Here is a 12,158-nt window from a genome sequence, read left to right on the forward strand (position 1 = left end):
GTCACCGTCGGTCGGTGTTCGACACGCCGTGTTGGGTGCCGACACGCCTCCGATTTGGGGGGAATACGGCGTGTCAGCGCATGCCGTGGCCGGGATGTCACCACCTGTGGCGTGTCCATTTACCGACGAGTAACCTACGGGACCGTAGGGTGAAGGTATCGTGGGCGCGAAAGGAGGCCGATGGCAATCACGGACATCTCGGCATTCGCGCATCTCACCAGCGAGGACGTCGAGAACCTGGCCGTCGAGCTCGATGAGCTGCGACGTGAGATCGAGGAGTCGCGCGGTGCACGCGACGCTCGGTATATCCGCCGCACCATCGCAGCGCAGCGTGCCCTTGAGCTGACCGGCCGTGTGCTGTTGGCCGCGAGCAAGAAGCGCTCCGCGTGGTGGGCCGGAACACTGACATTGGCTGTCGCCAAGATCATCGAGAACATGGAGATCGGCCACAACGTCATGCACGGCCAGTGGGACTGGATGAACGATCCCGAGATTCACTCCTCGACGTGGGAGTGGGATATGGCCGGAGCCTCCAAGCACTGGCGTTTCACGCATAACGTCGAGCACCACAAGTACACCAACATCCTCGACATGGACGACGACGTCGGCTACGGGATCCTCCGAGTCACGCGCGATGAGCCGTGGAAGGTGCGCAACCTCCTGAACATGCCGCTCAATTTCATCCTTGCGGCGGGGTTCGAGTGGGGAATCGCCCTGCAGCACCTGGAGTTCCGGAAGATCTGGACAAAGGAAACGCGTGCGTCGACCATTCAGCGAGTGCGCGAACTGGTCACGTCGGCGGGCTCTCAGGTCTTCAAGGACTACGCCGCATTCCCGGCGCTCACCGCACTTTCGCCGGGCGCGAGCTATCGGTCGACGCTCACCGCGACGGCCACGGCCAACCTGATCCGAAACTTCTGGTCCAACGCCGTCATTTTCTGCGGGCATTTTCCCGACGGGGCCGAGAAGTTCTCCGTGACCGACATGGAGAACGAGACGCGGGGCCAGTGGTATCTGCGCCAGCTGCTGGGCAGCGCGAATTTCAATGCAGGGCCCACCATGAGGCTGATGAGCGGCAACCTGTGTCACCAGATCGAGCACCATATCTACCCGGATCTGCCGAGCAACCGGTTACACGAGATCTCGTTGCGGGTGCGAGAGATTTGCGAGCGCTACGACCTGCCCTATACGACCGGTTCGATGTTGTTCCAGTACGCCAAGACGTGGCGCACGATCGCCAAACTGTCACTGCCGGACCGATTCCTGCGTGCCACGGCGGACAATGCGCCGGAAACCCGCAGTGAGCGGATGTTCGTGGTCCTGGAGCAGCCCTCGGCTGCCGAGTCGGATTCGGTGCCACGGCGTGGGCTCAAGACCGCCATCGCCATGGTTCGGGAACGCCGTCGCGCCAAGGTTGCGGTCTAGCCCGCCAGCCCTGTCGTGGTGAGATCCTAGCTAAATCTACCGGTCGCGCCGCATTCGTCGATCTTGATGATTCCCCCGCGGAGACGGGCGGAACGCGATATGTAGAGATGTGTGACCACGTATGTAGCGGCCCCGATAGTGACTCAGGCGGGCCCGGGGAATGGCCCGATCGTGCCCCCCGTGGACAGGCCCACCCGCTCGTTTGTCGGCTTCCTGACGATGGCGCGGGATGCGTTCGTTGCCATGCTGACTCGCCCACCCGCAGTGCGCGAGTTCTTCCGGCAGGGGGCGGCGATAGCCCGAGTGTCGGTGTTGCCCATGTGCATGGTGGCGATACCGCTGGCGGTGGTGATTGTCCTCGTCCTGGAGGCATTGGTGTTCGGTCCGACAGGATTCCCGACGCACGCGATCTTGGTGGCCGCGGCCACCGCTGCGACAGTGGTCTTCGCGGAGGCCGACTCCGCGCGAATACAACAGGACATTGATGCCATGCGCGGCAGAGGTATCGATATCACCCATGGATACGTTGTCCCGCGTGTCCTCGCCACCGCGGTCGCCGCGGTGCCGTTGGCATTCATAGCCGTTGGGGCGGCGGGTGTTTACTTCTTTTCAGCCTTCGGTAAGCACACCCCGTTGAGTCTCTTCATCGGGAACTTGATGCAGCTCATGAGCCCAGTGAATGTCCTGATCGTGGTTATCGAGGCTGCGACTCTGGGTCTCATCGCGGGGCTCATCGGCTGCTACCGAGGTGCCACGGCGGACAGCGGGCCCGCCGCATAGGCACCCGCGATTACCGCGTGGTCAGCAGGGTCGCCAGCCGAAATGCGGGTACGACCAGGCTTGCGGCGCGTAGTCCGAACCTCTGCAGGCTGCGGCTGCGTACCAGGGGCCCGAACCCGGCAAGCTGCGCGGCGCCATAAAGCATGTCCCAGTCGGTATCGATGTGGGTGATCTTGAAGTCCTCGGTCAATGTATAGCGGTCGATGCCAATGAAATCCAGGCAGCGGCCCGTTCCCTTGAGTTTGGCTCCGGTGTTGGGCTCGATGGTCTGGCCGATCATGCGGCCGATGCCGCGCCACGGAATGGTCACCCGCCACTGGCCGTCGAAGTAGTCCCAATAGGGCAGTGATCGGTTGGTCCCGTCCTGTGGGTAGAAGGCGAAATCGGGAAAGACGTCAAAGGCGGCCTCGCAGTTGTCGATTGTGAACTGGCGTCCGAGCCGGTTCTCCTGGAACGTCGAGCTGTCGATGTAGCTACAGTCTTCGGCAAGGCAGTAATCTATCTTCTTGATGTCCTGTTCGGCCCAGGCGTCGAACCAGGTGTGGGCGAACTCGGTGCGGCCCCGAGCGGGCAGCCCGCGCTCGATATCGTTGTTTTCTTGTTGCTGAACCTTTTTCCAGAACTCGGGCATCAGTGCCTGGTGCTTCGCGTGCTCCGGAGAAGGGCCCAACTTTTCCAATCGGCTCATCGTGTTCCTTTCGTGGTGAGAAATATGTTGACTCGGGCCAGATTTCAACGAGCGAACAGCCGTGTCGGGAGGCCGCCGGCAAGGCCGGTGGATACCCGTACGCGGTGTCTCGGTGTCCAGCCGTCGCGGATTTCGAATGCGTAGCGCTGCAGGATGGCCCCCAGGACCAGGGTTCCTTCGATATAGGCCATCCGGGTTCCCATGCACTTGCGGGGCCCGATACTGAACGGCAGGAATGCATTTCGGTTGATCTTGTCGGTCAAGAACCTGTCGGGATTGAACTTCTCGGGTTCTGTCCAGAACCGCGGATCGCGTTGTAGCGCGTACTGCGTGATGATGACCTGTGAGCCCCGCGGGATGAAGTAGCCACCGATCTCGTCGTCCTCGACGGCGGTTCGGACATTGGCGGGTGCGGCCTGAAAGCGTTGCGCCTCATCAAAACAAGCCCTCAGATACTTCAGGTTCTCCAGGTCGTCGTACTCCAGCGTTTTGCCGCCGAGCGCGTCGATCTCCGCGTACGCCTTACCCAGTGCGATCGGGTTGCGGCAGAGCAGGGCGATGGTCCACGCAAGTGCGGCGGCGGTCGTCTCGAATCCGGCGAACACCAGGCCTGCGGCCTCGGAGCGTCGTCGCCGCTCCTGCATCTGGGGGCAGCCGTCGAACTCCAGCCCCACCAAGGCATCCACCAGGTCTGGTGTCTCGGACGCCGGGCATCCTTTTCGCTCGTCGACGAAGCGGTCGAGGATGCCGAAGAGCTCCTCCTTGGCCTCTTCGCCGCGGCGGCGCAAGGGATTCGGTATCCACCCCGGCAGGAAGTGCAGGGCCACCCGGCTGATGACGTAGACGCCGTAGCGGCGCGCGCCGTCGACGGCATGATCGATCTCGGTGGGGCTGAGCCGAACCTTGAACATCGAACGCATCAGTCCGTCCATCACGACCGCGCCGAGTTCGTGTTCGAGGTCCACCACGTCGCCGCTGTTCACATGCGGCGACCAGGCATCGACCCGGTCGGTGATTCCCTCCATCATCAGGGGAGTCGCAGCTGCCAGCGCGCGCTCGCCGAAGTATGGGTTGAAGGCGGAACGGACTCGTTTCCACTCCTGTCCCTCCAGCAAGGGAAGCGCGACGGGCTCACCGGAGACTAGCTCGATGGTGGCCTCGTGCTTGACATAGCGGTCGTGGTGCCGGGTGAAGACGTGGTCGACGTAGTCGGGATGGTTGATCAGGGTCAGGGTGAGAGCCGGCGTGGGTCCGGTGAACAGCCGGACGATGTCGCCGTACTGGTTCGCGATCTTGGGTAGCAGCAGATAGGGCAGGCGGGACGGGTCGCCCATGCAGCTGAGCCCCAGGAGCGCCGCTCGACGGATCGGTAGCCGTGGCGGAAGCCGGGGCCCCTGAGGCGACGGTAGTTCCTCGGGGTGGACGTTGATGTCGATGACTTGCATGCGCCTGTCCTCTTCGGTCGGTCACGGTTCTGGTGGCGAAGTGTATGGCGGATTCGAGGGGTATGCAATACTGAATCAAAATTAGTTCATTGATTCAAACCCCAGGTAGATGCCTCGAAGGGAGCGGTCGTGAGTCGCATCGACATGGCAACGACCTCCGCAGCTACTATCGGCTCCGTGGTAGAGCTCGACTCATTGCTGCGGCAGCTGACCACGGGAACTCTGTCGGAGACGAATGTGGCGACGTCCCGCTTGTTGGACGCCGCGCGCGAGGAATTCGTCGCCCACGGCATAGCCCGCACCGCGGTCGGCGATATCGCGCGGCGTGCGGGCGTGTCACGTCCGACGCTGTACCGCAAATGTGGCGACAAGGAAGACATTGTCGCGGCCGTATTGGTCCGGGAGACAACGGAATTCTTTGTCCGGGCGCAGGCGGTGCTCATGCCGTTGTCGAACGCGGAAGACAGGATGGTCGAGGCGTTCGTCATGGGAATGCGTGAGGCGCGCGACCATCCGTTGGTCATGGCGCTGAAGGAATTCGACGCCGAATCCTTCTCGCGCAACGTCTTCGATGTGAATGCGGCCGGATATCAAGGCCTGCTGACGGTCATCGCCGAACTGTTGGCCGACGACGACTATCCGGTTGCGGCAGTGAAACGGGCACTGGACCTGGCCCTTCGGCTGACCTCGACCTTCTTGATCAATCCCTCGGCCCTGCTGCCGACCGACACCGACGAGAACACCCGGGAGTTCGCGATCAGGTACCTGCTGCCGCTCATGCGCGCGGCCCGCTAGCGTTTCATGACGGGGACACTTTCGTATCCTGTACGGGTGGCAACAGTCTTGACGGTGAATGTGGGGGAGCTGCGGTCGAATCCGACGGGCGGGCCGGTACCGACCGGGATCGACAAGCGTCCAATGGACTCGACGATCGCGGTGCGCGCACCTCTCGAGGGTGTGGGCAGCGGACTGGCGGGTGACGCCATCGGTGACCACGGCGTGCACGGCGGTGACGATCAGGCCGTATATGCCTATGCCCGGGAAGATCTCGACTGGTGGCAAGGCGAACTGGGCCGCGACCTGGGTAACGGGCAGTTCGGTGAAAACCTCACCACCCGCGATATTGACGTGACCGGCGCACGGATCGGCGAGCAATGGCACATCGGTGCCGACGGGCTCGTGTTGGAAGTTTCGTCACCGCGGATACCATGCCGGACGTTCGCGGCCTGGCTCGACCAGCAGGGTTGGGTTAAAACCTTTACCGTACAAGCGGTTCCGGGTGCATATCTGCGGGTGATATCTCCCGGGGTGGTGCGTCAGGGCGACTCCATCACCGTACGGAACAGCCCGGATCACGAGGTAACCGTTGGATTGGCATTCCGCGCGCTGACTCGTGAACCCGCCCTACTTCCGCAACTTTTGGATGTGCCCGCGCTTCCGGAGCACATCAAGGAAACCGTGCGTCGCAGGAGCGGTGCGTAACGCAGGCACTTATCGCCGCTGAACCAGCACCGTTTGCGCGCTGGAGCCGATGTAGCCCCGGCGGTCAAAGATTTCCGCGGTGGTCACACCGACGCCGTCGGGCCCTACGGACATGCGGGCCCGTACGCCGAACTCGTCGCCCTGGGGGATTCGGTGTACGTGCATGACGGTGTCGGTGTTCATGTACACGAATCGCAGCGGGTTCAGCACCGCTCCGATCCCGTTGGCGGAGTCGATCACCGACGCCAGGCGTTGCCACGGCGTGGTGGGTTCGGTGTCGACGATATGCACGTGCGGCCGCATCCAGGCCACCTGTGCTTCACCGTCGGGTACCGAAAACCACTGAAAATCAACAGATTTAGCGTATCCGGAGCCATCGAATCCGAGTGGCTTCGGGGCTGCGGGATAGTCGGGCAACGGCGGGTATCGGTCACTTGCCTTGTCGGCCGTCACCGAGGTCGCCAACAACCACGCGCTGGCCCGGGCGACCGCGCGGTATCCGCCACCGGTGTACGCCTCCATCTCGGCAACCGCGAGTGCGATCCGGCGGCCCGGACGCTCGATCCATGCCCGTACCCGCACCGGCTCCAGCGGCACCGGGCCCAGGATATCGAGTGCGACACGGCCGATCCGCAGGCTCTCGCGTGCCTCGGGCAATTCTTCGATGGCCTTGAGCAGCAATGCCATCGGGGGCGAGCCATGCTGCAGGTTCGGACCCCAGCCGCTGGCAGTGAGTTCGGTGGACTCGAATATCTGGAACTCGCCGTCGGCGTCCAGGCGCTGGTAGTAACAGCCCGTCAGGTCCTTCGTCATGCGGCATCTCCCGGAATGGCGGTCGCGGCGTCCTCGATATCCGCTTCGGAGACACCGTAATCGGCGGGCCACCCCGGGTAGGGCGGCGGCGTGCCGCCGAATGCTGGGCACAGCGACTGGTGGGCGCACCAGGCGCACAGCCTGGATGGATTGGGGCGAAAGTCGCCTGTGGCGCCGATGTTTTGAATCGTCCGCCAGATGGCCATCAGGGTCTTCTCGAACTTGAGCAACTCGGCTTCGTCCGGTGAGTAGTCGAGAACCTCGCCATCGGACAGGTACAGCAGCCGCAACCGCCGGGGCGCCACGCCGCGAGTGCGGTACAGGGCGACGGCGTAGAACTTCATTTGAAACAGCGCCTTGGCCTCGAACAAGGCACGGGGTGCGCGCCCCGTCTTGTAGTCGACGAGTCGCATCGCGCCGCCGGGTGCGATGTCGATGCGGTCGATGAAACCGCGCAGCATCGTCCCGTCGGCCAGCTCCACCTCAACGCGTTCCTCACAGCTGTCGGGATCGAACCGGGTGGGGTCTTCGAGTCGGTAGTAGCCAGACAACAGGTCCCGTGCCTCGTCGAAGAAGCCGGGAAGGCGCTCGGCCTCGACCACCTCGGCCAGCTCGGGATTCGATTCCACCAGGCGGTCCCAGGCCGGCTCCACCAGGCCTGCGGCGGTGGCGTACTCGCGTTCGGCGGCAGGTCGCGCGTACAAATCCTCCAGGGCCGCGTGTACGAGGCTGCCGCGGACCTGCGCCGTCGAGGGTGGTTCGGGGAGCCGATCGATCGCACGGAAGCGGTACAACAGTGGGCACTGTTTGAAGTCACTCGCCCGCGAGGGAGACAGCGCCGGACGGCGCGTCGGCCGGTCCTGCGCGGAGTCACTCATAGCTGGCAGCCTAGGCACGGAGTCCGACAGCTGCCGACGCCACGCCGCGCACAAAACCGGTGGGCGTTGTTCAACACATGTCACAAGTCGTCCCCAAAATATCCGTACTGCCAGTAACGTGCACCTCCAAGTGAGCAAGGGCAACGATGCCCCCGTTCGGGAGGACCCGCAGTGACCACGGCAAAGCGTCGAAGCGCCCAGGTTGTCCTATCGGCAGCCGATACCTCACTGGCCGGTGACGGCCTGGCCGAACAATGGACGGCGGTGGCCGACGGCCCCAGCCGATATCCGCGCGTCGCGTTCACCCCCAATGTGTCGATACCGCTCGCCGACGGCACGGTGCTCAAGGCTCAGGTGTTTCGTCCGGCGCACGCCGACGGCACCCCGGTGACCGATCGGGTACCCGTGCTGTTCAACCTGACCCCATACAACAAGTCGGTCACCCACCTGGCTGCCTGGCTGCTGAGCGGGCTGCGGCGGTTCGGTGTCACCGTGCCGGTCACGCCGCCGAGGAATCCGCGATTGTTCGAGCTCGCGGAACTCGCGCGAGCCATTCCCGGCGGCGGCCTCGCTACGTTCGGGGTGAACGACGCACTCATCCGCAGCGGATACGCACAGGTGGTCGTCGATGTCCGCGGCACCGGCGCCTCCACGGGGGATTGGGGGATGCTCAACGATGTCGAGCAGCGCGACACCAACGAGGTGGTCGCGTGGGCGCAGGCGCAGCCCTGGTGCGATGGCTCGGTCGGCATGTACGGGATCTCGTACTGCTCGATCAATTCTCTACAGGCCGCGGGCAATCGGGTTCCGGGGCTTGGCGCGGTATTCGCGGTGGAGCCAGTGAGTGATATCTCCCGGGACCTCATGAAAACCGGTGGGGCGCAGACATTCTTCATGCCATTCTGGATGCTGGCGGTGGCCCTGGCCAAATGGCTGCCGTCGCCTTCTGATGTGGCACGTGGAGGCATCGGGCCGGCCTGGCTCGCCGCGCGGTTGCGAGCGCCGCTCAATCGTGTGATCCGGTACATCTTCGAGGGGTTGCGTGGCCGGGGCGCACTGATCGACAACGACGAATACTTCCAGCAAGTCAGCCCCCGATTCGAGGACATCGAGATCCCGACCTTCGTGTACGGGGCGTGGGACGACATCTTCGGTCCTGCGGCACTGCGTATCCATCGTCGAACCTCGTTGCCGGGCGGCAAGTTCCAGGTCGTCATCAACGAGGGGTATCACGGTTCTCCCGGCGCGCAGCTCGGGCGCCCGGGCGGCCCGCCCCGGCTCGATGTTTTGCAGCGTGCGTGGTTTGACAAGTGGCTCAAGGGTATTGACAACGGAATCGAGGGCTACGGCCCGGTTACATTGCAACAGCAGAACGGCGGCTGGCACACTCTGGACACCTATCCGCGGCCCGAGGCGGTGTCGCAGCGGTTCTACCTGGACGCGGAACCTTCCGGGTTCGCGGCGCACACTGCCTTTGACGGGTCGCTGGGTGGGGCCGCGCCGCGGGGTCGGACCGAGCACCTGCTGCACCGGCGGCTGGGTCTGCTGAAGTCGCCCACGACCTCCCGGCTGACGGCCGGTATGACCGCGGCACTGGGCACCCCGGGGCTCAAGGACTCGCGGTACTTCGAGCGCGGTGCGCTGACCTTCACCAGTACCGTTGCTGCGGAACCATGGGTCATTTCCGGTCCGCTCAATCTTCATCTGTGCACCAAAGCGGTGGGTACAGAGGCATTTTGGGTTGTTTCAGTGACGGATGTGGCTCCCGATGGGTTTTCCCGGATGCTTGCCGAAGGTGCCCTACTGGCATCGCGACGTGGCGTGGACGAGGGCAAGAGTCTGCGGAGCGCCGACGGTGACTATCTGTCGCCCTGGCACCCCACCGCCAAGGGGCACAAGCTTCCGGTTGAGCCCGGCGTGCCGATAATTCTCGATATCGATCTGACCGAGGTTGATGCGGTGATAGAGACGGGGCATCGGCTACGGGTCGTCATCTCGGCGGCCAGTCTGCCGCGGTACATTCCGTCGATTCCCGAGCTGTGGGCGAGTCGTCACGGCCAGTCGGTAATTCTCGACCCCGGCGCACCGAGCTACCTGGTGGCGCCGGTAGTCGAGGGGGCTCATTTCGGGGCCGCGTAGTCCTCACAAATTCACCTATCTCTAACCTACTTTTGCGTAACTTACGGTACCGTAGGTTAGGGGTAGCGGTCATGCCGCAGAGAGAGGTGGACGAGATGGTGACTGGACTGCAAACACGACTACTCACCGAGCTGGAGCCCGTCGTCGAGGCGAATCTCGAACGGCACCTCGGTGTCGCGAAGCCATGGGCCCCACACGATTACGTGCCCTGGAGCCGGGGCAGGGACTTTGCCTTCCTGGGGGGCGAGGATTGGAAACCGGAGGACAGCCCACTCGATCCGATTGCCCAGGCGGCTCTGGTGGTCAACTTGCTCACCGAAGACAACCTGCCGTCATATCACCGTGAAATCGCCACGCGGTTCGGTCGGGACGGGGCATGGGGAACATGGGTGGGGCAATGGACCGCCGAAGAAGGCCGGCACAGCATCGCGCTTCGCGACTACCTGGTCGTGACGCGCGGTGTCGATCCGGCCAATCTCGAAGCGATGCGCATGGCGCACACGGTGGCCGGCTACGACTCCGGGGACAAGACGCCCCTGGAGGCACTGGCCTACGTGTCGTTCCAGGAGCTCGCCACGCGGATATCCCATCGCAACACGGGAAAGGCCTCGGGTTGCCCGATCGCCGACCAGCTGCTGGCCCGGGTCGCGCTGGACGAGAACCTACATATGGTCTTCTATCGCAACCTCATGGCGGCCGCGTTCGATATCGAGCCCGATGCCGCGATGCAGGCTATCTGCAAAGAGATCGTCGGTTTCGCGATGCCGGGCATGGGAATGGAAGGCTTCGCGCAGAACGCGATAGCCATTGCCAAGGCCGGAATCTATGACCTGCGCATCCATCATGACGACGTCCTGCAACCCATCCTGCGTTTCTGGCGTGTGTTCGAACGCGCCGACATCGGACCCGAGGGTGAGCAGGCTCGCGAGTCCCTCGCGAGATTCCTTGCCGCCGTGGATGAACGCGCAAAGTTCTACGAGGAGAAGGCAGCGATGCGCGCCGCGGCGCGGGTGTAGGTGATGGCCCGCGCCGACCGGTTTACCGGGAGGCGCTGTTGCCGGCCCTACGGGCGGATCGCTGGCCTTGGCCCTGACGTCCCTGACTCTGACCCTGGCGACCTTGACCCTGCCCGCCGCGCCGTGGCGTACGTGCCGGGCGTCCCTCGGCGCCGCCGCGGGGCCGCTGGGACCGCTGGCCGTTCGCCGCGGAGGAGCCGTTGGGCTTTTGCGCCGGAGCGGGTTTCACATACGGAGCAATCTCACCCACCAAGTTGGTGACCTCGGCCGAGTCGGCGGTCACCTGGCGTGGAGTGGCCTTGATGGCGGCCTTGCGCAGCAGTGCGTCGACGTCGCGGCGCTGTTCGGGCAGGACCAGTGTCACGACATCGCCGGAGCCACCGGCGCGAGCGGTTCGGCCGGACCGGTGCAGGTAGGCCTTGTGCTCGGCGGGCGGATCGACATGTACGACCAACGCCACATCATCGACGTGGACCCCGCGAGCGGCGACGTCGGTAGCCACCAAGACTCGTGCGTCGCCGTTGGAGAACGCCGCCAGGTTGCGATCGCGGGCGCCCTGGGACAGGTTGCCGTGCAAGTCAACTGACGGAATGCCCGACTGGGTGAGCTGATGCGCCAGCCGCTTTGCGTGATGTTTGGTACGCATGAACAAGATCCGGCGCCCGGATCCCGAAGCCAACGTGTTGATGAGCTCGCGCTTGGCGTCAGGTCCCGCGACGGTGAAGACGTGGTGCGTCATCGCCGCGACGGGGGAGTCGGCGGAGTCGACCGAATGCTCGGCGGGGGAGTGCAGGAATCGCTTGACCAACTTATCGACATCGTTGTCCAGCGTCGCCGAGAACAGCAGGCGCTGACCGGAACTCGGTGTCGCGGCCAATAGGCGGGTAACGACCGGCAGGAATCCGAGATCGGCCATGTGATCGGCTTCGTCCAGCACGGTGATCTCGATACCGTCCAGCGTCAGGTGACGCTGCTTGAGGAGGTCATCCAGGCGGCCCGGGCAGGCAACCACGATGTCCACACCGGCCTTGAGTGCCTGGACCTGTCGGTGCTGCGAGACTCCACCGAAGATGGTGGTGACCTTCATGCGGTAGGCGGCCGCCAGCGGTTCGATGACGGCGCTGATCTGCGTGGCCAATTCGCGAGTGGGCGCCAGCACAAGTGCCCGGGGCCGGCCCGGCACTCGCTTGCCTTGGGCGATACGTGCGACAACGGGAATGGAGAAACCAAGGGTCTTGCCACTGCCGGTCTTGCCGCGGGCCAGCACATCGCGGCCGTTGAGGGTGTCCGGCAGGGAGGCCGCCTGGATCGGGAAGGGTGCGTCGATACCGCCCTGGGCAAGGACGTCGACGAGGGCTGAGGGCACGCCGAGGGACGCGAATGTTGTTGAAGACATGAAGAATTGATGCCTTTCAAGGCTCTGAAATGGCGAGATTGCCAATGGGCAAAATCGATCGCCGTGAGAAAAGCCTGAGATCAGCGGAGCTGACGA

Annotated in this window: 11 protein-coding genes; 6 read left to right on the forward strand and 5 right to left on the reverse strand. The window is 64.0% G+C overall.

Going from position 1 to position 12,158, the window contains the following annotated elements; genetic code table 11:
- Positions 1-180 precede the first annotated feature (180 nt).
- Both BKG76_RS07400 and BKG76_RS07405 read left to right on the forward strand, forming a co-directional pair.
- Positions 181-1,425, forward strand: a complete 1,245-nt coding sequence (locus BKG76_RS07400) for a fatty acid desaturase family protein (RefSeq protein WP_070937065.1) — start codon at positions 181-183, stop codon at positions 1,423-1,425.
- Positions 1,426-1,536: 111 nt separating this feature from the next.
- On the forward strand, positions 1,537-2,205 hold the full coding sequence (locus BKG76_RS07405; RefSeq protein ID WP_070937066.1) for an ABC transporter permease: 669 nt from the start codon (positions 1,537-1,539) through the stop codon (positions 2,203-2,205).
- Between the two features lie 10 nt (positions 2,206-2,215).
- Here the strand turns inward: BKG76_RS07405 and BKG76_RS07410 are convergent, their stop codons facing one another.
- Together BKG76_RS07410 and BKG76_RS07415 are read right to left on the reverse strand one after the other, a co-directional pair.
- Entirely contained in the window at positions 2,216-2,893 is a 678-nt protein-coding gene (locus BKG76_RS07410; RefSeq protein WP_070937067.1) for a nuclear transport factor 2 family protein, read from the reverse strand.
- 44 nt (positions 2,894-2,937) lie between these two features.
- Positions 2,938-4,338 (reverse strand): cytochrome P450, encoded by a 1,401-nt coding sequence (locus BKG76_RS07415; protein WP_070937068.1) that lies wholly within the window; start codon positions 4,336-4,338, stop codon positions 2,938-2,940.
- 144 nt (positions 4,339-4,482) lie between these two features.
- Between BKG76_RS07415 and BKG76_RS07420 the strand changes: the two genes are divergently transcribed.
- Positions 4,483-5,133: a TetR/AcrR family transcriptional regulator gene (locus BKG76_RS07420; RefSeq protein ID WP_070937069.1), complete on the forward strand. Its 651-nt coding sequence runs from the start codon at positions 4,483-4,485 to the stop codon at positions 5,131-5,133.
- A 36-nt stretch (positions 5,134-5,169) separates the two neighbouring features.
- Entirely contained in the window at positions 5,170-5,820 is a 651-nt protein-coding gene (locus tag BKG76_RS07425) for an MOSC domain-containing protein (protein WP_109420642.1), read from the forward strand.
- 9 nt (positions 5,821-5,829) lie between these two features.
- Here BKG76_RS07425 and BKG76_RS07430 read toward each other — a convergent pair whose 3' ends face one another.
- Both BKG76_RS07430 and BKG76_RS07435 read right to left on the reverse strand, forming a co-directional pair.
- Entirely contained in the window at positions 5,830-6,633 is an 804-nt protein-coding gene (locus BKG76_RS07430; protein WP_070937071.1) for a thioesterase family protein, read from the reverse strand.
- Positions 6,630-7,511, reverse strand: coding sequence for a RecB family exonuclease (locus tag BKG76_RS07435; protein ID WP_070937072.1), 882 nt, complete (start codon positions 7,509-7,511; stop codon positions 6,630-6,632). Before BKG76_RS07435 ends, BKG76_RS07430 begins: the two co-directional genes overlap by 4 nt.
- Before the next feature lie 171 nt (positions 7,512-7,682).
- Here BKG76_RS07435 and BKG76_RS07440 point away from each other — a divergent pair, with 171 nt between their 5' ends.
- Both BKG76_RS07440 and BKG76_RS07445 read left to right on the forward strand, forming a co-directional pair.
- Positions 7,683-9,650 (forward strand): CocE/NonD family hydrolase, encoded by a 1,968-nt coding sequence (locus tag BKG76_RS07440; RefSeq protein ID WP_070937073.1) that lies wholly within the window; start codon positions 7,683-7,685, stop codon positions 9,648-9,650.
- Between the two features lie 95 nt (positions 9,651-9,745).
- On the forward strand, positions 9,746-10,666 hold the full coding sequence (locus tag BKG76_RS07445) for an acyl-ACP desaturase (protein WP_070937148.1): 921 nt from the start codon (positions 9,746-9,748) through the stop codon (positions 10,664-10,666).
- A gap of 22 nt (positions 10,667-10,688) precedes the next feature.
- On the opposite strand, the gene BKG76_RS07450 is transcribed toward BKG76_RS07445, so the two are convergent.
- Positions 10,689-12,032, reverse strand: a complete 1,344-nt coding sequence (locus tag BKG76_RS07450; protein WP_070937074.1) for a DEAD/DEAH box helicase — start codon at positions 12,030-12,032, stop codon at positions 10,689-10,691.
- Between the last annotated feature and the right edge of the window lie 126 nt (positions 12,033-12,158).

The sequence above is a fragment of the Mycobacteroides franklinii genome (genome assembly GCF_001853795.1).
In the GTDB taxonomy this organism is placed as follows: Bacteria; Actinomycetota; Actinomycetes; order Mycobacteriales; family Mycobacteriaceae; genus Mycobacterium; species Mycobacterium franklinii.